This is a genomic window from Citrobacter sp. TBCS-14 (assembly GCF_005280805.1).
Classification (GTDB): domain Bacteria; phylum Pseudomonadota; class Gammaproteobacteria; order Enterobacterales; family Enterobacteriaceae; genus Citrobacter; species Citrobacter gillenii.
Genome location: NZ_SZWM01000294.1, coordinates 66,758 through 89,599, shown reverse-complemented (window position 1 = coordinate 89,599; position 22,842 = coordinate 66,758). Strand labels below are relative to the sequence as shown.

The 22,842-nt window shown below is 50.6% G+C and carries 23 protein-coding genes and 1 pseudogene; 11 read left to right on the top strand and 13 right to left on the bottom strand.

What is annotated here, in order from left to right:
- Positions 1–453 precede the first annotated feature (453 nt).
- Both FDX22_RS13890 and arsH read right to left on the bottom strand, forming a co-directional pair.
- The gene (locus tag FDX22_RS13890) at positions 454–672 is read right to left on the bottom strand and encodes a hypothetical protein (RefSeq protein WP_146717352.1); all 219 of its coding nucleotides are present in this window, start codon (positions 670–672) and stop codon (positions 454–456) included.
- 300 nt (positions 673–972) lie between these two features.
- Entirely contained in the window at positions 973–1,671 is a 699-nt protein-coding gene (gene arsH, locus FDX22_RS13885; RefSeq protein ID WP_146717351.1) for an arsenical resistance protein ArsH, read from the bottom strand.
- Positions 1,672–1,756: 85 nt separating this feature from the next.
- On the opposite strand from arsH, the gene FDX22_RS13880 reads away from it, so the two are divergent.
- Genes FDX22_RS13880 through arsC form a run of 3 tightly spaced genes read left to right on the top strand, consistent with a single transcriptional unit; the run spans position 1,757 to position 3,849 of the window.
- Positions 1,757–2,077 carry a metalloregulator ArsR/SmtB family transcription factor gene (locus tag FDX22_RS13880; RefSeq protein WP_032938043.1) on the top strand — a complete coding sequence of 107 codons (321 nt, stop codon included), beginning with the start codon at positions 1,757–1,759 and terminating at the stop codon, positions 2,075–2,077.
- Between the two features lie 44 nt (positions 2,078–2,121).
- Complete coding sequence (locus FDX22_RS13875) at positions 2,122–3,411, top strand: arsenic transporter (RefSeq protein ID WP_024274589.1); 1,290 nt, start codon at positions 2,122–2,124, stop codon at positions 3,409–3,411.
- Positions 3,412–3,423: 12 nt separating this feature from the next.
- A complete protein-coding gene (gene arsC, locus FDX22_RS13870) occupies positions 3,424–3,849 on the top strand; it encodes a glutaredoxin-dependent arsenate reductase (protein WP_024274588.1) in 426 nt (141 codons plus the stop codon).
- 303 nt (positions 3,850–4,152) lie between these two features.
- Here the strand turns inward: arsC and FDX22_RS13865 are convergent, their stop codons facing one another.
- The 3 genes from FDX22_RS13865 to FDX22_RS13855 all read right to left on the bottom strand — a co-directional run bounded on the left by FDX22_RS13865 (position 4,153) and on the right by FDX22_RS13855 (position 5,835).
- Entirely contained in the window at positions 4,153–4,557 is a 405-nt protein-coding gene (locus FDX22_RS13865; RefSeq protein ID WP_024274587.1) for an H-NS family nucleoid-associated regulatory protein, read from the bottom strand.
- A gap of 563 nt (positions 4,558–5,120) precedes the next feature.
- A complete protein-coding gene (locus FDX22_RS13860) occupies positions 5,121–5,348 on the bottom strand; it encodes a hypothetical protein (protein ID WP_016239708.1) in 228 nt (75 codons plus the stop codon).
- 268 nt (positions 5,349–5,616) lie between these two features.
- Positions 5,617–5,835: a cold shock domain-containing protein gene (locus FDX22_RS13855; protein ID WP_012543040.1), complete on the bottom strand. Its 219-nt coding sequence runs from the start codon at positions 5,833–5,835 to the stop codon at positions 5,617–5,619.
- A 277-nt stretch (positions 5,836–6,112) separates the two neighbouring features.
- Here FDX22_RS13855 and cspF point away from each other — a divergent pair.
- The 3 genes and pseudogenes from cspF (at position 6,113) to FDX22_RS13845 (ending at position 15,309) form a co-directional block, all read left to right on the top strand.
- A pseudogene (gene cspF / locus FDX22_RS13850) lies at positions 6,113–6,325 on the top strand (cold shock-like protein CspF).
- 75 nt (positions 6,326–6,400) lie between these two features.
- The gene (locus tag FDX22_RS30455) at positions 6,401–6,571 is read left to right on the top strand and encodes a YnfU family zinc-binding protein (RefSeq protein WP_305955329.1); all 171 of its coding nucleotides are present in this window, start codon (positions 6,401–6,403) and stop codon (positions 6,569–6,571) included.
- A gap of 155 nt (positions 6,572–6,726) precedes the next feature.
- Positions 6,727–15,309 (top strand): GH36-type glycosyl hydrolase domain-containing protein, encoded by an 8,583-nt coding sequence (locus tag FDX22_RS13845; RefSeq protein ID WP_146717350.1) that lies wholly within the window; start codon positions 6,727–6,729, stop codon positions 15,307–15,309.
- A 19-nt stretch (positions 15,310–15,328) separates the two neighbouring features.
- Here the strand turns inward: FDX22_RS13845 and FDX22_RS13840 are convergent, their stop codons facing one another.
- The gene (locus tag FDX22_RS13840; protein WP_004132711.1) at positions 15,329–15,562 is read right to left on the bottom strand and encodes a hypothetical protein; all 234 of its coding nucleotides are present in this window, start codon (positions 15,560–15,562) and stop codon (positions 15,329–15,331) included.
- A gap of 93 nt (positions 15,563–15,655) precedes the next feature.
- Here FDX22_RS13840 and FDX22_RS32605 point away from each other — a divergent pair, with 93 nt between their 5' ends.
- From FDX22_RS32605 to FDX22_RS13820, 5 genes are all read left to right on the top strand, one after another.
- Entirely contained in the window at positions 15,656–15,892 is a 237-nt protein-coding gene (locus FDX22_RS32605; RefSeq protein WP_350308983.1) for a YnfU family zinc-binding protein, read from the top strand.
- Between the two features lie 79 nt (positions 15,893–15,971).
- The gene (locus FDX22_RS30030; RefSeq protein WP_016247220.1) at positions 15,972–16,244 is read left to right on the top strand and encodes a hypothetical protein; all 273 of its coding nucleotides are present in this window, start codon (positions 15,972–15,974) and stop codon (positions 16,242–16,244) included.
- Between the two features lie 202 nt (positions 16,245–16,446).
- A complete protein-coding gene (lpxP, locus tag FDX22_RS13830; RefSeq protein WP_024274585.1) occupies positions 16,447–17,355 on the top strand; it encodes a kdo(2)-lipid IV(A) palmitoleoyltransferase in 909 nt (302 codons plus the stop codon).
- A gap of 773 nt (positions 17,356–18,128) precedes the next feature.
- The gene (locus FDX22_RS13825; RefSeq protein WP_146717349.1) at positions 18,129–19,118 is read left to right on the top strand and encodes a glycosyltransferase; all 990 of its coding nucleotides are present in this window, start codon (positions 18,129–18,131) and stop codon (positions 19,116–19,118) included.
- A 3-nt stretch (positions 19,119–19,121) separates the two neighbouring features.
- A complete protein-coding gene (locus FDX22_RS13820) occupies positions 19,122–19,577 on the top strand; it encodes a hypothetical protein (RefSeq protein ID WP_228758155.1) in 456 nt (151 codons plus the stop codon).
- Positions 19,578–19,653: 76 nt separating this feature from the next.
- Here the strand turns inward: FDX22_RS13820 and FDX22_RS13815 are convergent, their stop codons facing one another.
- The 7 genes from FDX22_RS13815 to FDX22_RS13785 form a co-directional block, all read right to left on the bottom strand.
- Positions 19,654–20,028, bottom strand: a complete 375-nt coding sequence (locus FDX22_RS13815) for a TA system toxin CbtA family protein (RefSeq protein WP_146717348.1) — start codon at positions 20,026–20,028, stop codon at positions 19,654–19,656.
- Between the two features lie 49 nt (positions 20,029–20,077).
- Positions 20,078–20,437 carry a type IV toxin-antitoxin system YeeU family antitoxin gene (locus tag FDX22_RS13810; RefSeq protein ID WP_146717347.1) on the bottom strand — a complete coding sequence of 120 codons (360 nt, stop codon included), beginning with the start codon at positions 20,435–20,437 and terminating at the stop codon, positions 20,078–20,080.
- Positions 20,438–20,459: 22 nt separating this feature from the next.
- Complete coding sequence (locus FDX22_RS13805) at positions 20,460–20,681, bottom strand: DUF987 domain-containing protein (RefSeq protein ID WP_032755299.1); 222 nt, start codon at positions 20,679–20,681, stop codon at positions 20,460–20,462.
- Between the two features lie 13 nt (positions 20,682–20,694).
- Positions 20,695–21,177: a DNA repair protein RadC gene (gene radC / locus FDX22_RS13800; protein ID WP_146717346.1), complete on the bottom strand. Its 483-nt coding sequence runs from the start codon at positions 21,175–21,177 to the stop codon at positions 20,695–20,697.
- Positions 21,174–21,407, bottom strand: a complete 234-nt coding sequence (locus FDX22_RS13795) for a hypothetical protein (protein WP_111965509.1) — start codon at positions 21,405–21,407, stop codon at positions 21,174–21,176. The genes radC and FDX22_RS13795 overlap by 4 nt, the downstream gene beginning before the upstream one ends.
- 10 nt (positions 21,408–21,417) lie before the next feature.
- A complete protein-coding gene (locus FDX22_RS13790) occupies positions 21,418–21,897 on the bottom strand; it encodes an antirestriction protein (RefSeq protein ID WP_146717345.1) in 480 nt (159 codons plus the stop codon).
- A 79-nt stretch (positions 21,898–21,976) separates the two neighbouring features.
- Positions 21,977–22,798 (bottom strand): DUF932 domain-containing protein, encoded by an 822-nt coding sequence (locus FDX22_RS13785; protein ID WP_146717344.1) that lies wholly within the window; start codon positions 22,796–22,798, stop codon positions 21,977–21,979.
- Positions 22,799–22,842: the final 44 nt, after the last annotated feature.

The window sequence follows — 22,842 nt, the reverse complement described above, 5'->3', positions numbered from 1 at the left end:
GCTTCAGAGTTCCCAAGACAAATTGTGGGCACAAAAAAGCCCGTAGGGCTTGCGCCGTGCGGGCTCTTAGGACTTCATCGGATGACTCTGGTAATCACCGATGGAGAATTTTGGTGCTGGCGGAGTCTGAATTGGTTGTGTAATTCATTGAATTAATTTGAATAACTTTTAGTTCAACTTTTCTTAGGTGCCTATTTGGGTGCCTAAAAGTTTTTTCTCCCTTTGATGAGAAAGAAGACGAGATAGGGACTGTGCGTGGTGATATCTAGTTGAGTCGTCACACTGAAAAACAGATTTGACCTGGTAACCATTTCTTGCGCAGCAAACGCGCCGCGCATATACGGTTTGGGCTTACCTTTTATCAAACGCTTAGACTACTATTCGCCTGCGAAATTTTTTGGATAAAAGCCATCATCACCAATGCAGCATCGAAAAATGCTTAATTAAAAATGCTCACGCCTGCATCCCCTTACCCCGTGCCAGGTTAATTCTTTCAACGCATTCCTTAAACGCTTTAAGTTGCTCCGTAGAGAGTTCAGATTCATCAATTTTGACCAGAAGAGCGTTGAGAGAGCATTCAATATCATTTTTAATTAACCGTAAGCAGATAACCTTAACCCAACGTGGAGAGAGCTTACTGAGGCCAATTGCTCTTGTGATTTGTAATTTCATGCGATGCCTCTCAACCGCCAGTGTGCCGGTTTTCAACCTCGGTTATAACACGCAATGGACAGGACTTCTGTTATTCCTTCGCCTAAAATTTAGCATGAAGCGCTTAGCTTGGGTGCAACCAGGATTTCATTAAACATCAAAATTAGTTTTGCATCATGACGCGCAAGCGCCACGTCATAACCAGAGTTACTAGTTCACCTCAAGGTAGTTTTTCATATTCTGACACAGGATGGGATATCTCCTTTGTGCCATAGTGGATGTTATTAATCTCATGCAGTATGGATTCACGAAAAATATACGTTAAATTTTGTCCTGATTGACACGGGATGAAAGCTCCTGATAGCTCTCTTTTCTCTCGCTGTAACGATCTGCAAGATAACCAGTTTGTCCCTTAAGCAGCACCGTGATTTTAAACAGCTCCTCGGCTACATCGACGATACGGTCATACCATGACGAAGGTTTCATTCGGCCGTTTTCGTCGAACTCTTGCCATGCCTTAGCAATGGAGGACTGGTTGGGGATAGTGAACATCCGCATCCATCGGCCCAGAATGCGCATTTGGTTCACCGCATTAAAGGACTGCGAACCACCGCAGACCTGCATCACTGCAAGTGTCTTGCCCTGCGAAGGACGAACCGCGCCTTCACTTAAGGGTATCCAGTCTATTTGCGCCTTCATCACCGCGCTCATCGTCCCATGCCGCTCAGGGGAACTCCACACCATCCCGTCACACCATCTGACCAGGCCGCGTAGTTCGGTGACCTTAGGGTGCGTGTCTGGCGCATCATCAGGCAGGGGTAAACCAGAGGGGTTAAAGAATTCCACCTCCGCGCCCATTGCAGTCAGAAGACGACCGGCTTCCTCCGCGGCAAAGCGGCTGTAGGAGCGCTCTCTTACTGAGCCATACAGGATAAGAATCCGTGGTGGCGCTTGCTGGTTCATGCGTTCAGCGATGTGTTGATCAAAGAATTCAATATTAAGGGCAGGAAATTGTTCCATTTTTCTCCTCCGGAGAGAGTAGATGATTTCAAATTTAACACATATGATTTATCATATATATATTCTAAAGGGAACGGAGTGAAAAATGCTACAACCTGTTCAGCTTTTCAAAATCCTGTCGGATGAAACTCGGCTCGCCATCGTCATGATTCTCCGGGAGTCAGGAGAACTGTGCGTTTGTGATATCTGCGCAGCCATTTCCGAATCACAGCCCAAAGTCTCGCGACATATGGCTATCCTTCGTGAGGCCGGGCTGGTTCTGGACCGTCGTGAAGGCAAATGGATCCACTATCGTCTGTCACCCCACATACCGGCATGGGCAGCTGAGACAATCACGACGTCCTGGCAGTGTATGCGGGAGGATTTGTGTAAATGGCTGGATAAATCAGCCTGCACCTCCTGCTGAGAAAAGAAATCAAATTCACATAATCATATATAACGGAGTCTGAGATGCTTTTGGCGGGGAGTATATTTTTACTGACGTTGATACTGGTGATCTGGCAACCCGGAGGCCTGAGTATTGGCTGGAGTGCGAGTATCGGGGCTGTGCTGGCGCTGGTAACTGGAGTCATCCATATCGCTGATATTCCCGTTGTCTGGAATATCGTCTGGAACGCGACAGCGGCATTTATTGCGGTCATCATCATCAGCCTGCTGCTCGATGAGTCCGGCTTCTTTGAATGGGCCGCACTGCACGTCTCCCGCTGGGGTAACGGACGTGGCCGCCTTTTGTTTAGCTGGATAGTCTTGCTTGGGGCTGCTGTTGCTACACTGTTTGCCAATGACGGAGCCGCACTGATCCTGACGCCGATCGTAATTGCGATGCTGCTCGCACTGGGATTCAGTCAGGGCACGACACTGGCCTTTGTCATGGCCGCAGGATTTATTGCAGATACGGCCAGCCTGCCGCTCATTGTTTCTAACCTGGTGAATATCGTCTCGGCGGACTTTTTCGGTCTGGGCTTTACGCAGTATGCCTCCGTGATGATCCCCGTAGATGTGGCCGCGATTACGGCCACGCTGGTCATGCTGCATCTCTTCTTCCGCAGGGATATTCCGGTGACGTATGACGTTTCGCTGCTGAAGACGCCTGCCAGTGTGATAAAGGATCCGGCAACGTTCAGGGCGGGCTGGATTGTCCTGTTTTTGCTGCTTGTCGGTTTCTTTGTTCTGGAACCTCTTGGGATCCCGATAAGTGCGATAGCCGCTACTGGCGCAGCAGTACTGTTCATAGTGGCGAAAAGAGGTCACGCCATCAACACAGGAAAAGTCCTGCGCGATGCACCATGGCAGATAGTTATTTTTTCACTGGGCATGTACCTGGTGGTCTATGGCCTGCGCAATGCAGGGCTCACGGAGTCTCTGTCTGACGTGCTAAACCTGCTGGCAGAAAAGGGGTTATGGGCAGCAACGTTCGGCACCGGCTTCCTGACCGCGTTCCTGTCGTCGGTAATGAATAACATGCCGACGGTGCTGATTGGTGCGCTGTCGATTGACGGAAGTACGGCGACAGGCGTCGTCAAAGAGGCAATGATTTATGCCAACGTGATTGGCTGCGATTTAGGCCCGAAAATCACTCCGATTGGCAGTCTGGCAACCCTGCTGTGGCTACATGTGCTGGCACAGAAAAACATGACCATCACCTGGGGATATTACTTCCGCACCGGCATAATCATGACCCTGCCCGTGCTTTTCGTCACTCTGGCCGTGCTGGCGTGGCGGCTCTCTGTCACCTTGTAGCGAGATATTGATATGAGCAATATTACCATCTATCACAACCCGGCCTGTGGCACCTCACGTAACACGCTGGAGATGATCCGCAACAGCGGCAACGAACCGACAATAATTTATTATCTCGATACTCCCCCGACCCGTGATGAGCTTATTAAACTTATTTCAGATATGGGGATTACAGTGCGCGCCTTGCTGCGTAAAAACGCTGAACCTTATGAACGCCTGGGTCTTGATGAAGAGAAATTTAGTGATGAGCAGTTGATTGATTTCATGCTTCAAGATCCAATCCTGATTAATCGGCCGGTAGTCGTTACGCCGCTCGGTACTCGTCTTTGCCGCCCTTCGGAAATAGTGCTGGATATTCTTCCGGAAGGTCAGAAAGGAGCGTTTACCAAAGAGGATGGCGAGAAGGTCATTGACGAAACGGGAAAGCGGGTTAGGTAATCTGTCCACTTCAAGATATCGGACGCCTGTTTAATCTACGATGGCGTCCGCTTGCCGTTCACTAAAGACCTCCAGCCTACTAACCCCGTCCGCATTATGCTATGAGAGGAAATACTGTGGTGTTGGCTGCATTACAACTGCGTAATGTCACCATTAATACCTTCTTTACCCAGTTTATAGCGCAACATAATCTCTTCATGAAACACCTTGTTGAAGCCGGTTACGAACCAGATGCTTCTCGACGATCCTCTAAGGATGGTTGTGGGCTATCCGTAAAAAGAGCCGGGTATGCCCGGCTCTTTTTTAGCTGATTTCGAAATCTTTTAATTCCCCACCTTCAGCAATCAGATTTGAGATCCGCTTCGGCATTCGCCCCTGACCTGACCATGTTTTTGACTCTCCAGTTTCGTCAGTATATCGATACTTCGCGGGGCGGGGGGAGCGCGTCCTTTTAGCCTTACCCGGAGAGCCAATAGCAGCTAAAAGTTCGGAGGGGTCGATACCCTCATCAAGCATCATCTGACGAAGTGTTTCCAGTTTATCGCGGCGCTGACTTTCATTTGCAAGACGTAATGTCTCTTCTTCTCGTCGTTCTATAAGAATAATTTTAAACTTTTCCAGAACATCTTCCAGTACATCTAATGACATTTCACGAGTCTGAGAACGTAAGGTACGGATATTGTTTAACTGTGTAAGAGCATCTGACATAAAGAGACCTTTTAAAGTTTTTTCGTTGTTCAGCAAATACCAATGTCGACGGTTGCTCATCAACCCGATTTTTCTTACTGAGCATTTTAATCCGATTGGTACATATTGTTATTAACGAGGTTTAGACTACTTATATAAATCTCTTATCGCAAGACAAAATTAAGAAGAATGTGCAAGAACTAAATTACAACTCCTACGAAATGTCCATGCATTTTTGAAGGTACTTAAAACTATGATGCCAGGAGTCATCCGGAGAGCCTTTTTATACCCTCATAACTTATTGCTTCAGTCACACCTGATGAGATTTAAAATGAGGAGAGGCGGCGCCGCCACTTAGCAAGGTTTTTCACAAATGGCAAGATGGCACGCAGGGGGGAGACACCTGCATTTTGTCAGAGGGTAGCGAATTACTCTCTCTTTATAGAGGCGTTTCTAAAAAAGTGTAATGTAAAAAAAAGCCTGCTGTTAGCAGGCCATAAATGCTTTTAACTCATTTTTTGTTCGATTCTGATAAATAGGGTAAGCATGCAATTAAACGTGAATCAGAGAGCATAACAAAAATGCTATAAATATTTCCTGGCCGCATCAAATATCTCCTGTGACGTTAACTCCCTGTCAGTAGCCACGTAAACAATGCCATGATCGCCAGTTAAGGAAGGAAAACCTGCAGACATAATCCGAAGATGTGTTTCTTCACCGTTTGGATATTCCTGCCTGATAGAGGATATACCTTCCAGAACGGTCATGACTTTACAGGATTCAGCATTAAAGAAAACAAGGACTTTAATCATATTCTATTACCCTGTTCTCTCGTGGATATTAACTGGCAGATGCCATTAAGGTCAAAGCCATTACGCACTTCTTATTTAACATGTGGTTAGCTTGTGCTTTTAGACTTTTTATGCAGTAGTACTGCACTTCATCACATCGCTTAGCATACTCATAATTTTGAAAAATATGCTGATCAGATATTAAAAATAAACGACTTTCATCTGATTTAAGTTATGGATCTGTCTACTCAGGAATAATCCTTCATCGTTATTGCAGACCCATAATGATTTATTTATCGCAAAGTGTTACGTTTGCAGCAGCAGGACCCTTGTCTCCGCGGTGAATGGCGAATTCAACTTTCTGACCTTCAAATAAAGTTTTAAAGTTGTCGCCATTAAGTGCAGACAAATGGACAAAGATATCTTTGCTGCCATCAAGAGGAGAGATGAAGCCAAAACCTTTGTCTTCGTTAAACCATTTAACCAGGCCCATAATTCTCGAGGTCATACTGACTCCGTTATACATGATTGTATTGATAGTAAACGTATAAGATTAAACGTATGGACTCAAAAGAGGGGATATCAACGATAGCGCCTGGTAATGAGAACTGCCCGGAAAATTTCTAACTTTCATTAGTACATCGAACTGATGGGATTCATTAAGTCACAGGGAATCGATATAAGCAAATTATCTTTTAGCCGTCCAGAGGTCCTGTAGGGAAAATAAAAGTGGCTGAATGCCATTTTCAATGTATAGTCTTTACGTGTTTTAATAAGGAATTGACTTGTCCCATAAAATGACAGGAATTGTCAAAAGCTTTGATATTCTTAGTGGTAAAGGCCTCATCATCCCATCTGATGGACGAAAAGACGTTCTGCTTCACATTTCAGCCGTTAACTCTCGCTAATCAGAATTACGCATCCCTGGAAGCCGCATAGAGTTTTGCCGGATAAACGGTCTCAGGGGGCCTGTGGCTGCGAGCATTTATCTTTCCTGATTTTCAGTATGTCAAAATAGATAGATTAAAACTTAACCACATGTGGTACGGTGAAGCTCATTCATTGAAAGGTTAATGGTTATGTCTGTTATCAATTACGCAATGAAATTCTTCAGCAGTGCGTCTACTGCCACTGCTGCCTGTCCTGTTTGTGGCTTAAAATCAGTACAACCGTTGTCAAAAATCCGGCTCAACCAGACCATGCTTTGCCCCGGATGTAAGGCTCTGTTTATCTCCCGACGCTAGCTCGACCAAAATCGCAGAACAGAGCTCATGTCCTATACTTATGTTAGATTCCGGCAGCTGTTAAATCCCTGATGCCTGACGCCCATCCTGAGAGAACGTTTCTGAACTGATTTCGCAACTGCTCCTGCGCGCTAACGTCGCATCAGAGCAATGCTATGAAAATGATCCCCAGAGCGTGGTTTAACCGCTCCCGTATTCTGATTAATGCTGCCGAAAACATAACGTTTTCGGCGAACGATCCTGCCGGTGAAAGCTCGCCGCGGTCAGAACTCTTTTCGACCGTCCAGATGGAACGCTACGGCCAGAAGCTGGCGCGGACTCATAAAGTATCACCGGATAAGCATCCTTATTATCTTCTGAAACGGCTTGGCGACAATGAGGCCGTCATTACCCAAAACTGCTATGAGCTTAACGCGGGTAAAAAGACCAGTATCATGCCCGCCGGTGAATGGCTGCTGGACAATTATTATCTGATTGAAGAACAAATCCGCACTGTCCGCCAGCATCTGCCGAAAAGCTTTGGCAAAGGTCTTCCGTCGCTGGTATCGCCGTTGAATTGCCCACGAATTTATCATGTTGCATCAGAGGCCATTGCTCACGGCGATGGCCGCTGGGATGCCGCCAGCCTGACCAGCTATCTCACTGCCTATCAACAAGTGACGCCGCTGACGCTGGGTGAAGTCTGGGCGTTACCGGGAATGCTGCGCCTTGCGCTGATTGAAAATCTTCGTCGTATCAGTATGGAAGTGATAAAAGCGCAGCAGGACAGAAACCTTGCTGATACGTGGATAACAAGGATTGTCGAATGTGCAGAGAGTGCGCCTGGTGATTTAATCATGGTGGTTGCCGATATGGCGCGCTCCCGACCTCCGTTAACCAGTGCGTTTGTCGCAGAGCTGGTGCGGCGCCTGCAGGGGCATGGCAACGCGCTGTCGTTACCTCTGACCTGGGTTGATCAGTGCCTTCGGGAACAGGGGATCACCACTGATGTTCTCATACATAGTTTCAATCAGCAGCTTGCCGCCAGCCAGCTGTCCGTCAGTAACAGCATCGCGGGCCTGCGTTTATTGAGTGAAACGGACTGGGCTGATTTCGCCGAAACGATAAGCGTTGTCGAACAGGCATTACGCAATGATCCTGCCGGCATCTATCCCCGGATGCATTTCAATACCCGGGATCATTACCGGCACGTAGTTGAGGTTCTGGCCAGAGACAGCGGTCTCAGCGAGCCTGAGGTTGCTGAGAAGGCGCTGGCGTTTTCAGAGGAAAAAGCGCCTGATACACCGGAACATCATGTTGGTTATTATCTTGCGGGCGAAGGTCGACAGGCGCTGGATATTCATCTCCTGGCAGACGCCTCAAGGCTCATACGCTTGCGGCACAGTTTCAACAGAATAACCCTGCTGTCATGGCTTGGAAGCCTGGCGTTGCTGACAACCGCAGCGACCGCAGCAATATTGCACGAAACCGCCATGCAGGGCGCAGACTGGCTATTGATCGCGGTGATATTACCTCTGATTATCGCATTAACTCAGTTAATGAGCGATTTGCTCAGTGATGCAACCACCCGTTTTCGCGTTCCTCGACCCTTGCCGGGGATGGATTTTTCAGCCGGTATTCCCGCTGACAGTGCCACCATGTTAGTCATTCCCTGCATGTTGACCAGCCACGAAAGTTTCAGCCAGCTCCTCACCAGTCTTGAAGTCTGCTGGTTGGGGAATGAAAACGAAAATCTCAGGTTCGCGCTGCTCACTGATTTTGCTGATTCTGAAAATGAACCCTCGCCGGAAAGTCACGCGCTGCTCAGACAGGCTATCGCCGATACGCAGGCGCTTAATCGCCGCTACCCCTCCGGCCGACCACGTTTTTATCTGTTACATCGCCAGCCTGAATGGAACCCCTCGGAAGGCGCGTGGATGGGCTATGAACGCAAGCGGGGAAAACTGGCGTTACTGAACAGCTGGTTGCGCCATCCCGGAACGCAATTCGTCAGCGTTGCAGAGATGCCTGCCCACCTTTTACCGGGTCACATAAAATACGTCATTACCCTGGACAGCGATACGGTGCTCCCGCGCGATACGGCACACAAACTCGTCGCGACGATGGCGCATCCGCTGAATACGCCTGAGTATGATCCGGTACGCCAGAGGGTTGTCAAAGGATTCGGTATTTTACAGCCCGGTCTTGCGGAGGAGATACCACGCAACGGTCAGGGGCGTTACGCAGCCCTGCGCAGCAGCGTACCGGGCAATAACCCTTATTCGATGATGTCTTCGGATATTTATCAGGATCTCTTTGGGGAAGGCTCGTTTGTGGGCAAAGGGATTTACGATGTTGATATTTTTATGCAGGCCACTACGAACATCTGCCCGGAAAATCTGGTACTCAGCCACGATCTGCTTGAAGGATGCTATGCACGTTCGGGTCTGCTGAGCGAGGTGTTACTGTACGAACAGTACCCTAATAATTATCTGTCGGATGTTGCACGACGTTCACGCTGGATCCGGGGTGACTGGCAACTGCTTAACTGGCTAAAACCACGCGTCAGAAAAGCCGATGGAACCCGGGTCAGGAATCCGCTGACCGCGCTTTCTTACTGGAAATTACTCGATAATCTACGTCGCAGTCTGGTCGCCCCCTCCTTACTGATATTGCTGTTCTTCACTCTGCTTTGGGTACCCAATCCGGTTTACTGGCTGGGCATACTGTTGCTGATATGGTTGTTGCCAGCCATCCTCTGCATTAGCCACGACCTTCTGCATAAACCTCTGCGTCGCCGCGTGAAGCCGCATCTGTTACTGGTGGGGGCGGGCGTGCTAAAGCGTCTGTCAGGTATCAGCCTTAATTTTGCGATACTGCCGCACGAAGCCGGATATTCGCTGAAAGCGATCGCCGTGACGCTATGGCGACTGGGGATAAGCAGGCGTCACCTCAGCCAGTGGGTCAGCCACAGCCAGGACAGCAGTCAGGCCAGACCCACTGTTGCACGTTTTTATCAGGCGATGTGGCTGAACGCTGCCGGTGGCGTGGCGCTGACAATACTGACCGGACAATTTGCCCCACAGCTGCTGGGGATTGCGTTACCGATCGGTTTGGTATGGTGTGTGGCACCGCTGCTGATGAGCTGGCTGAGTCGCCAGCCCGTGCGAAAGGTTTTTTCGCCTAATCAGGAACAAAAACAGCTGTTACGCCAGACAAGCCGTGAAATCTGGGCTTTTTTTGAAACATTTGCCACAGCAAAAGAGAACTGGCTTCCGCCTGATAATTATCAGGAAATACCACAACCGACGGTGGCACACCGAACTTCTCCTACCAATATTGGTCTTTCACTTATGGCTAACCTGACGGCATGGGACTTTGGCTACCTGCCTGGCGGAGAGGTGCTCCGGCGCGTGTCGCTCACGCTCGACACGATGGATAAAATGGAGCACTACCGGGGCCATCTCTACAACTGGTATGACACCCGTACGCTGGTCCCCCTCAGTCCACGCTATATCTCCAGCGTCGACAGCGGCAATATGGCCGGGCATTTATTGACCCTGCGTGCAGGCCTGTCCGCCATGCGTCATCAGCCTGTTTTAAGCAACCAACAGATACTGGCAGGACTGAACGATACGCTGGATATTCTGGAAAAACAGTGGGGTAAGAACCCACCTGACAGCCTGAGACTGCTGCGCAAGCATTGCCTGAACGCGGTGTCGCTCTCTCCGCAGGCGCTTTTCAGCGAACTGAAAAGCATGCGCACCCAGTGCAACCATCTGACCAGCGCATGTCATCAGGGATCTCCTCTTCAGATGCGCTGGGCTGGACATCTGGAGCATCAACTGGTTCAGCTTTGCCATGAGTGGTCTCTGTTGCTTGGCTGGTTGCCTGCATCCTGGAATGAACAGATGCTGCCGACGCTGAGCGAGCTTGCCCGTCCGACATTAACCGGTACAGGAACGCCTCCGGCGTCAGTGGCGGAGCAGGCCCGAATGCGACTCAATATTATCACCGAGCTGGAACAGCGGCTGGATGAGCATGCCCGGATGGATTTCGCCTTTCTGTACAGTGAAGCAACCAGTCTGCTCAGCGTCGGTTATAACTGTGACACCAATATGCCTGACAAGAGCCACTACGATCTCCTGCCGTCTGAAATCCGCCTGACCAGTTTTCTTGCCATTGCGACTAATCAGCTGCCTCTTAAAAGCTGGTACGCGCTGGGTCGATTGTTTACCACGATTGATAATGAAACTGCCCTGATGTCATGGAGCGGATCCATGTTTGAATATCTGATGCCGAATCTGGTGATGCCCACCTGGCCCGGCAGCCTGCTCGATGAAATGAGTCAGTCGGCGGTTATGCGCCAGATTCACTGGGGGAAAGAACGCGGGGTACCATGGGGTGTTTCAGAGTCTGGCTATCATGCTTTTGATGTTCAGCATAATTATCAGTATCAGGCATTTGGCGTACCGGGGCTCGGTCTACGCAGGGGACTTGCCGATGACATGGTTGTCGCTCCTTACGCCACGCTGCTGGCGCTGATGGTTTCCCCGCAGAAAGCCTGTGAGAACCTGTTCAGGCTGCAAAAAAATGGTGCATGCGGAGAATACGGTTTTTATGAAGCGCTGGACTATACCCCCTCACGTCTTGCAACCGGTCAGCTCTATGCGGTGGTACAGTCCTGGATGGCGCATCACCAGGGTATGGCATTTCAGGCGCTGGCTCATGTGCTGCTTGATGCCCCCATGACTGAACGCTTTATGTCCAGTACGGTATTCCGGTCAGCGAGTCTGCTGTTACAGGAGCGCGTGCCGGATGCGGTCGATCTGTACAGTCCGCGCCGTCATTTTGAATCTCATGAGGGCATGGTCAAACCCGTTCGCTATGAACCCCGTATTTTCTATAGCGTGGATACCCCCGCCCCGGATATTCAACTCCTGTCCAACGGCCATTATCATCTGATGTTGACCGCGGGCGGCGGCGGTTACAGTCGCTGGAATGATATTGCACTAACGCGCTGGCGCAGTGATACCACCCGTGATAACTGGGGAGCATTCTGCTACATCCGCGATATCCAGACGGGAGATGTGTGGAGCAATACCTGGCAACCAACAGGCTACACCAGCGGACAAGACGAGGAAGTGTTGTTCACCGATGCGGGGGCAGAATTCAGACGCAGCTTAGGGGGACTCAGCGTCAAAACTCAGGTGGTGATCTCTCCGGAGGATGATGTTGAATTGCGACGGCTCACACTGATTCATCGTGGTCGCAAGCCTCGCTCTCTGGAGCTGACAACCTATGCTGAAGTGGTACTGGCACCTGATGCCAGCGATCTGGCACACCCGGCATTCAGCAATTTGTTTATTCAGACTGAGCTGGCTCCTGAGCGTGACGCTATTCTTTGCCACCGGCGCCCGCGCTCACCGGATGAACCGGGCCCTTGCCTGTTTCACATGATGGTGGTGCACGGCGATAACCGACATAACGTGTCGTTTGAAACGGACAGGGCAAGGTTTATTGGACGTGGCAGAAACCCTGCGAATGCACAGGCAATAGAGACGGGAGGGATGCTAGGCAACACGTCGGGCTCGGTGCTGGATCCGATACTGGCAATTCGCAACGCCATTATTCTGCAGCCGGGGCAGCCGGTTACGATTGATATCATTTATGGCATCAGCGAGACCCGTCAGCAGAGCCTGGCGTTGCTGGAGAAATATCGCGATTACCCTATCGCCGATCGCGTCTTTGAACTGGCCTGGTCTCACAGTCTGGTGGTATTGCGCCAGATGAACGCCAGTGAAGATGATGCCACGTTGTTCAATAGTCTCGCCAGCGCTGTGCTTTACCCTGTCCAGGAGCTGCGCGCCGAAGGCCAGGCGATCGGCCGCAACCGGCGTGGCCAGTCCGGACTGTGGGGCTGGGCAATTTCAGGGGATCTGCCGATAGTGCTGCTGACTATAACCAGCGAGGAAAGTATCACCTCAGTGACCACACTGATTCAGGCACACCGTTACTGGAGACAGAAAGGGCTGGATGTTGATTTAGTTATCCTGAATAACAGCCCCGGCGGCTACCAGCAGGGATTACAAAATCAGATTATGGAGTTAATTTATGCCGGGTCTGAAGCCAGTCTGCTGGATAAAAAGGGCGGGCTTTTTGTCCGCAACGGTGAGCATCTCTCCGCTGAGGATAAGTTGCTTTTGATGAGCGTGGCCTGTCTTTATCTTGATGACCGCGCAGGGGGTATTAATGAGCAGCTTAACCAGCGTATTCATACCCTGAAATCGCCGGCAAGGGCATTCATTCCGCGTGCTGTGCGCGAGCGTAATCAACATACGGACTGGAGCCCTGATACCAGTCAGTTATGCCATTTCAATGGGTACGGTGGATTTTCTCAGGATGGGCGGGAGTATCAGATCGTCCTTCGGGAAAATGCGCTTACACCGGCTCCCTGGTCGAACATACTGGCAAATTCTCGTTTTGGCAGTGTGATCTCAGAGGCAGGGCAGGCCTATACCTGGTATGAGAATGCCCATGAATACCGGTTGACGCCGTGGGAGAACGATCCGGTGAGCGATCGCAGCGGCGAGGCATTTTACCTGCGCGATGAAGAGAGCGGGGAGTGCTGGTCGCCGACGGCTTTACCTGTTCGCGGACACGGTGATTACCTGACCCGCCATGGTTTTGGCTACAGCGTTTTTGCCCATCGTGAGAGTGGTATAGACAGCGAGTTGACGGTCCTGGTTGCTGAAGAAGATCCGGTTAAACTGGTGCTCCTGACGCTCAGTAACTCTTCGGGACGGACACGTCAACTTTCCGTCACAGGCTATGTAGAGTGGACGCTCGGAGAAACACGAACGCGCTCAGCCCCTCACATTGTGACACATGTGGCCAGAACGCCCGGCGGCTGCGGGATACTTGCGAATAACTTTTATGGTGATAATGGTGGCGGCCGAACTACATTTTTTGCCGTCAGCGGTAATGACTGTTCTCTGACAGGGGACCGCCGGGAGTTTATTGGCCGTAATGGTTCCCTTCACGCCCCTTCGGCTATGAAACTGCAAAAGCTTTCTGGTAAGACGGGGGCCGGTCTGGATCCCTGCGGAGCGGTGCAATCGGCGGTTACATTAATTGACGGGGACCAGAGGACGTTTATTTTTATCCTCGGCGCAGAGGAGAATGATGTCTGTGCTCAGGAGACGCTGGCCCGCTACATGAACGAGGATACGGTCCGCCAGGAGCTGAACCGGATTCATAATCACTGGCACAATGTTCTCGATAAAATCGTAGTTAACACCCCCGACACGTCCGTAAATTTACTGGTTAATGGCTGGCTGTTGTATCAGACGGTCGCCTGCCGTCTTATGGCCCGGAGTGGCTACTATCAGTCTGGCGGTGCATTTGGTTTTCGCGATCAGCTGCAGGATACGCTGGCTCTGAGCCACGCTGCTCCGGACCGGATGCGTGAACAGATAATACTCTGTGCATCACGGCAGTTTATCGAGGGGGATGTGCAGCACTGGTGGCACCCGCCACACGGCAACGGTGTGCGTACCCGCTGTTCCGATGACTATCTTTGGCTGCCGCTTGCTGTTTGCCACTATGTTGAAACGACGGGGGATATGGATGCACTGGAAATACGCATTCCTTATCTGGAGGGACGCTCGCTTCAGCCTGGTGAAGAGTCTGTCTATGACACGCCGGTCATCAGCGGCACCGAAGAGACACTCTGGTTACACTGCGTCAAAGCTATTCACTATGGACTTCGCTTCGGGGAGCATGGCCTGCCGCTGATGGGGGCTGGTGACTGGAATGACGGGATGAACCGGGTGGGTATCGAAGGCAAAGGTGAAAGCGTCTGGCTGGGCTTCTTCCTGTACGACATTTTGCAGCGGTTTGCAGCGCTGGCGGAGCGCAGGCTGGATGAAAGCGTCGCCGCGATGTGCCGTTCACAGGCTCTGCGCCTGCAAAGTAATCTCGAAGCCCACGCCTGGGATGGGGAATGGTACCGGCGCGGGTATTTTGACGATGGTACTCCCCTGGGATCGAAAACCTCACAGGACTGCCGGATTGATGCGATTGCGCAGAGCTGGTCTGTATTGTCCGGCGCCGCGAGCCCGGGACGGTGCGCAAAGGCCATGCAGGCGCTGGATAAGCACCTTGTGGATAACGAAGGAGGGCTGATCAAACTGTTAACGCCTCCTTTCGACGGACACGGTCCAAATCCGGGCTACATACAGGGGTACCTGCCCGGCGTGCGGGAAAACGGAGGGCAGTATACGCATGGCGCCATCTGGGCAGTGATGGCCTTTGCCCGAATGGGGAATGCCGGACGAGCCTGGCAACTCTGGTCAATGCTCAACCCTATAAATCATACCCTGAATGCGGACTCTGTCGGGATTTATAAAGCTGAGCCTTATGTCATGAGTGCTGATGTCTACAGCGTCGCTCCCCATACCGGACGTGCAGGGTGGAGCTGGTATACCGGTTCCGCAGGCTGGGCCTGGCGTTTACTTACCGAGGAATTACTGGGGATAAAACGTTCCGGCACTGACTTTAGTGTTCATGCCAGGTTACCGGATGAGTGGTCGTCTTTTTCTATGGCATATCAATATGGTGAAAGCCATTATCAGATTAGTGTTTCACGCGGCGATGCAGAATATTGCGTGACGCTGGATGGTGTTCTCCTCCCTGATGACAGAATACCGCTGAAGGATGATGGACAAAACCATACGGTTGAGATCATTCAGAACTGACACTGATCCCGGAGGTGCATTAACGTCTGCCGTTAATGCGCTGATTATCCCTGAGAACATCAATCGCAGTCTGCATGGCGATTTTGTCATCCCGCCTTTTTTGTTTGTCCTGCATGACCTGAAGGTATTCCAGCAAGGTGCGGGTATTAATCGGTCGGCCCTGTTTACCCACAGCCAGCACGGCTTCGCCAAGAATAATTTTCACAGGCGGTAGTTGTGCCGGATACCAGTCAAGGGTGTCTTCTGATTTCATCTTAAATTTCTCACGGAAGGGTAGTGTATCATAAATAAGACGTTCAATTTTCAATATCTGATATCCTGATTCAGACACAACTTAACATAACTTATGCCAGTTATTTTTATATTAAAGCGTATAATAATTACTGTATTCCTCAGAGAATTATTTATGTCTTATACAAATGGGCTCAGGTATTTTAAAGAAAGACCGGTTCATGTTGCCTGCCCGGTATGTGCACACAGAGCCGATCAGAAAGCAGGTAAACTAAGAAAAGATGCGGTTCTTGAGTGCCCTGCCTGCGGACTGTTGTTCAGACCTTCAGAATGCTGGTGTATCGGCGGCTGATCAGCTTCTGCCACTTAACGTCAGTGATGTCGGAAAATGACAACATTCCTCCTGTACTGCTGTTGTCGAGGGTATGATAATGAAATCTAAAAAATCTGTTTTTATTGAAGGGCATATCATGTCGAACAGCTGTCACGGACAGCCTGGCCAACCTTTCTGTATTCACCGGGTCAGGTTTAGTAATGGTAAATATGCGATTATTCGGGTGGCATCCGGGATATGTTTCAAACCAGGCGAAATTATTCAACGAAACGATTGTGAGTGGTTTTATAAACTTACCAAAATTCGGCTTCTTTCTTTTGAGTACCTTGATGATGATGAATCAAGAAGACAATTCCTTGAGTATCAATGATAAAACCATGGATTTATAACAGAATAAATTTTCTGGCTTACAATTCACCCCTGGCTCTTTAAATTATTCTCCAGTCATTGGAAAATATTTTTTCCTGAATTTAGATGAATTTAAATTATCTAAAACAAAATGTATCGCTAAAGACGAATTGCCTCATTGTTTTCCTTTTGCGTTATAACCTTCATTAGCATTAAGGAAATTTATGGCACAGACTTTTACTCATAATTTACTTCATCCTCGCCACTGGCTTACCTGGTCTGGTTTGGGTCTGCTGTGGCTTCTCGTTCAACTTCCTTACCCGATTTTACATATTCTGGGCTCTGGCCTTGGAAAAATTTCCAGACCCTTTCTGAAACGCCGGGAACGGATTGCGATTAGAAATATCGAACTGTGCTTTCCCGAGATGACACCGTTTGCCCGGAGCCAGATGGTCAATAAAAACTTTGTTTCTCTCGGGCTGGGACTGATGGAAACAGGAATGGCCTGGTTCTGGAGCGATGCGAGAGTCAAAAAATGGTTTGATGTCGAAGGGCTTGAAAACCTGACCGGTGCGACAAGAGGAGTAATGGTCGTCGGGATTCATTTTATGTCCCTTGAGTTGTGTGGAAGAGTAATGGGGTTATGCCATCCTATGATGGCAACGTATCGCCCACACAATGATCCATTAATGGAATGGGTACAGACAAAAGGGCGTATGCGTTCAAATAAGGCTATGATTAATCGACGTAATTTATCAGGTTTTGTTCATGCGCTAAAAGCAGGTGAAGCCGTTTGGTTTGCACCAGACCAGGATTATGGGTCTAAAGGAAGCGTTTTTGCACCTTTTTTCTCGGTAAAAAAAGCAGCCACGACGAACGGAACGTATGCTCTGTCAAAACTCGCTGGTGCACACTTGATCACACTTAGCATGATTCGACGTAGCGATAAAAAAGGTTATCACATGTATATCAGCAATCCGTTGTCAGGCTATCCAGGGGAAGACAAGATCGCCGCAGCGGCTTATATGAACAAGATCATCGAGCGTGAAATTCTCCGTGCTCCTGAGCAATACCTGTGGATGCATCGCAGGTTCAAAACGCGTCCTGAAGGCGAAGTCTCTTTATACAAATGAACAACTCTTCTTGTCATGAGCCAGAATCTATCTTTCTTGCCACTGCGTATTTGTAAAAAATGGGACAGGGGATTATTCGATCGGCTTCATGTTAACGATGGCGTAACTGACAACCAAGGTTAATCAATTGAACCTGCTCGGATTTGAAGGTCCGCTTCTCGCTTATAGCTGCCATTCAAAGCGATAATAATTTTTGTATATTTTCTCTTCCACATGATGTCAGTTATCGGGAATGGTTTGACTATCCAGCAGGCATAGCATCCTTTACAGCTCGACAAACCGAACGCTCCGATAGGGTATGCAGGCACACGGATGGCGTGTAAAGCAGAGTGAAAAAGATGATCGATTAAACCGATCGATTTTATAAAATTGATCTGCAAAATGAATTATCCGGCACGCTAGTGCCTGTGCTAAATTCCCAACAATTCATTTAACGTATTGTTTATTAATTTATTTCCTGTCTTCTGGTGGGCGCCCTTCTTTTGTCCTGCGGGCACGGCATGGGAATGCGACAGCAGGTGATGGAATGAAAAGATGTGCCAGATGTAACAAGAAAAGAAGCATTCTGGACCGGATATTCGGGCTTGATAAAGAATTTTGCGATGGCTGTCTGATGGTGGTTAACCAGCAAATCAGAGAAAAACGAGTGGTATCCACACCTGTACAAAAATCACCTGAACGCTCTTCCTGATAATGTTTCTTACCCGGCAGGTTATTGCCCCTGATGGGGTGACAACTCTGAACCTTCCCTCTGTTTACATTCCCTTAGTGCAATGAAAATCAACATCGATATCAGCGTCATCATTCCTGCCTTCAATGCGGCTGACAGCATCGGGGTTCTGGTCCATACACTGCTTTGCGAAACAACGCTCAGTACTGAAATCATTGTTGTGGATGATGGCTCAACCGACGAAACATGGACGGTACTCAGCGCCATTACAGATGAACGACTTATTCTCATTCGTCAGGAAAATCAGGGGGTGTATGCTGCCCGTAATGCAGCACTGGCGATTCACCGTGGCGAATGGGTGGTGTTCCTGGATGCGGATGACCGGGTTGCGGCAGATTTTCTGCAGGAGCGGCTGCGCACAGCCCGCGAAGCACTGGCCGATGTCGTCCTTTTCAATGCCCGGCATACAGACAGCGGCGGACATCTGCGGCATACCGTTCACCGCAGACAGTCTTATGGTCAGACGCTGACGGGTCAGCAGTGGATACGCCATTGCGTCAGGCAGAGGGAATGGCCGCATTATCTGTGGCTGCAGATAATCCGTTCATCGTACATTCGCGAGCATGACCTGAGATTCCAGGAAGGGAAAAGCCACAAGGACATTCTCTGGACGATACAGCTTGCCGCCGCAGATGGCCGGTTTTATTTCTCTGACAGACAGGATTACCTGTGGGCGAATAACCCGGCGTCAATTACCCACCGCCCGGATTATTACGATATCCGCGCGTTCAGCTATAGCGACGTGATTGCAGATATTCTGACACTCAGTACACAGACGCAGTACCGGTCTGTCAGACGAGCGCTGGTCAGGCATGCACTGGTGGAAAGCCGCCATTTTCTGGGCCTGTACCGGCGCAGGGTGAATGACAGGCAGGCGGTCCGGGCGCGTTTTCGTGCGCGGATAGCCTTTCGCCATCTGGTACCCGGCGTGAGCAACCTGAGCGATGTCTTTTTCCTCCTGAAGCTGGCCCGCAATATTTATCTGCCTGGTGTCCGCAATACTCCCGCAGCCGTTTCGCAGACGCGACGTTAACCCATGAATATCTCAACGCTTCTGGCACGGTCATGGCAAACTGCGACAACAGGTGATGGCTCTATTCGCTCTGCCAGGGATATCGCCGAACACTGGTATGACAAAGGCGGTGACCTCACCCGACGGACCCGGCGATTTATGCTGCGGGAATGCCTGTGGATAGCCGCACATTACCGGGACACCGAAGCGGTACTCACCCGACAGTTCCGGCTTCTGGCCGTGTTACTGTATCTGGGCGGTTATTTCCCGAAAGGGAATGCCGGTGGCATTCTCCCGGAGAAATGTTTCATTTTACTGAACGCCCCGGAATTAAGCCCCTTCCTGACAGACGATACGGCCCCCGATGTTCTCGCCGCATCCTGCCGTACCCTCTTCTACTGCAGACAGATATCTCCGTTAAGGTGTTACCGCCATACGCGCTGTCTGAGCGAACATCTGTATCAGCTGATGGAGATCTGATAAAAGCGCCAGTCGTTGTACTGGCGCCTGAGGGACTGATCGTTGACGGCGCCGTCAACGATCAGGGCTAACGTCATTATTTCCCTCCGCTGAATTTGCCACCAGTGATGTCAGTAACGGTTTTATATCCCTTGCGGGTCATCAGCCCGGTAGCCTTCCGGGCGCGGAGCATATCAATGCTGCCGATAAACGGAGACTGCTCTTTCACGCTGAAGCCGTGACGGTCAGTACGCACCAGGTCGTACTTTTCCACGATAAAATTCACCGCGTCACACAGTGAGATTCCCGCATCAATGTGCTTCTGGATCACTTCGTCGTTGCCAAACGGTGTGTCGTTCAGCATCAGACCGTAGTGTTGTTTCAGCAGATACTTCAGTAATTTTCGCCAGATTTCGACTGACGACGGACGTGACGATGCCGCCCTTTGAAGGGACTGGGAATGTATTTGCATGGTTTGCGCTCTTTGTTGGCTAGTTTGACTAAGGAAAAGCGTCCGGGGTTTATTCGGTTGTTGCAGACGACGGATAAATTACGATGTACAAATAACCGCAGGAGCCGAGTGTATCGGCCTCACATATCAGCCCTTTTACGTGGAGCGTGATGCAGCGCTGAATGCGGGGCGTGAGTTCGCTGCTGGCCAGCATAAGCTCCATCTGCTTCATCAGTACCGGAAATACCTGGTCCAGATGGCGTAAATCTGCGTCATTAAATGTCCCGGCAATGCTGGCGCGGTCAGCAAGGTAATGCAGGTGGTTACCTTCCTGTACCAGCCGTGCACCAAAACACGGCGTGATGTTGCGTCTGAGGCCCCACCAGGGTTCCGTGATGTTATGGTTGATTACACGTGTTGCTTTCTGCATGTAAGTACTCCTTAACGGTAAGTCAGTTCAGGATGACGCTGCGCAGGATCACATACGGACCATTGCGGTCCTGTCGGCGTTCAGCAAACACGGCCAGCACACCCCGGATATCCTGCACTTCCCTGCCGTGGTAATGGCAGATACTGCCGGACCACTTATATTTCCCGGTACAGAAACGAAACAGCCGGGACTCAGAATGCTGGCGGTATATCGCCATTGCCTGACGTTTGCTGATGATTTTCATCGTAATTCTCTCCCTAAAGCCAGCCACGCTCGGCAAACGAGACGATGTCCATGCCTCCCACGACCAGGTGGTCCAGCAGGCAGATATCCACGAGTTTAAGTGCCTGTTTCAGATGGTCAGTGAGCAGTCGGTCGGCATGGCCGGGTTCCGCATAACCTGAAGGATGATTGTGTGAAAGTACGATGGCAGCCGCATTGTGTTTCAGTGCTGCCTTTATCACTTCACGGGGATGTACCTGCGTATGGTTGATGGTGCCAGTAAAGAGCGTTTCATGAGCAATAAGCCGATGCTGGTTATCAAGGAAGAGCACCATGAAGACTTCACGCTCCAGCGTGGCGAGCTGCAGACGGAGCCAGTCGCGGACCGACTGGCTGGAGGTGAATGCCTCGCCGGGTTCGCGTAACTGGCGTTCCAGTAAGGTCAGTGCGCGTCTGATGGAACGCTGTGCTGCGGGAGATATTCCCCCGCGATCAGGGGAACAAGTGGTGGCATTCATTTGCTTTTCCTGTCTGTTGACGTGTCGGGAGGGGATGTGTTGTACAGTTTCACGGCAACGACGAACCCGTCGTGCAGGGATTCAAACCATGACCAGATATGGAAGAGAGGGGTACCCGTCGGGAAATGCAGGAAGGGGTCGTCGGTCACAACGTCACCGTCCTCATCCCTGACCGTTGTTTTCCCCAGCGCATCCCACAGGGCATTCAGGTGAGACAGTTCATACGGCATGGCAGGACGCTCAGTCGATAATGCGCATGATGGCGCTGCATTCTGCGTGGTTCAGCGCATAGTCACGCAGACGCCAGTAATGTTCCGTCATGGCGTCGCATTCCGTGCGGCAAGCGTGATGACTGTAAGCGACAAGACAGACTGCAATCCCGGCGGCTTCGGCGCTCATGTCTGCGGCGTTGCCATTCATAGTGTTGAACAGCGACCAGAAGGCATCGTTGTCCGTTTCCGGAACCATGAAGGCCCCGCCGTTGCTGAGAGAATAAAAACTCCAGATACCGCCGCTGTAGTCAGCACAGAACCGGTCCATCCACGCAAAGACCTGCGGTTCAAGGGTTATCCACTGTGGAATGTTGCCAAAGTGCTGCGGCCAGAATTCCACACGCTGTTCGTCCAGCACAGGCGTGGCAGCCAGAGCAGGTGCAGAACCGTTATCGCCAGCCTGGTGAGGTATCTGATTGTTATCGTAGACATTAATAATATCGGTCATGTTAATTTTTCCTTATGCATGTAGATGTCGAATGGAGGTCTCGGGCCGGGGATTGATTTCGGTGGCGGGGCGCGGGTGATTACCTGTCCAACAGGTTCAGCATGTTCTCCGCCATCACCCAGAGCGCACGGTTTAACTTAACGTCGCCATCAATCCCGTTTACTGGGCGGGTGTGGGTACGTTTCCCCTGCGCGGTACGGCCACTTAGTCCGCCTTTCAGCAGATTTTCCTGGATGCGCTGGTAAGTGGTCCACAGGTCATCGCTCTCGTCCTGCCAGCGGCGAGGTGCAAGAATTTGCGATTCAGTCACTGGCTGGTACTCTTCCCCAAAACGATATGTGAGCGCCGCTTTAGCCAGTGCATGTTGTGCGGGTGACGGGAGTTGCACGGACTGCATGGCGTCACGTTTCTCTTCCACCCGCTCAAAGACGCTGAGAACCTCATAGGCCCCCTCAATCACCTTCCCGACAACGTCGCCCCTGTGTGGCACGCGGATCTCGCCAAACGACTGTCCGCAAACGAGCGAATTGGTGCAGACGCTTCGGAATATCCCCGGCAGCAACTGAAAACTTGATGCGCCATCGTGCGAATTCAGAATGATGATTTCCGGTACCTGCTGACCGTTTATCTGACCGGCACGACGCAGGCGCAGCATATGCTTTGTATGTTCCCGTCGGCTCTGGTCGCGCACTCGTGACTGACAGGCAAAGAATGGCTGGAACCCTTCACGTTTAAGGTTCTCCAGCAGGGTAATGGTGGGTATGTAGGTGTACTTTTCGCTTCTGGAGTCGTGCTTGTCTTCCCCGAAGACGCTGGGGACATGCTGCATCAGTTCTTCGCGGGTTAAGGGGCGGTCGCGGCGAATCTGGTTCACCCGACCAAAACGGCTGGCTAATCGCATAGTTGATTCCTCATCTGATTAATCTGAAGGCATAAAAGCAAAAG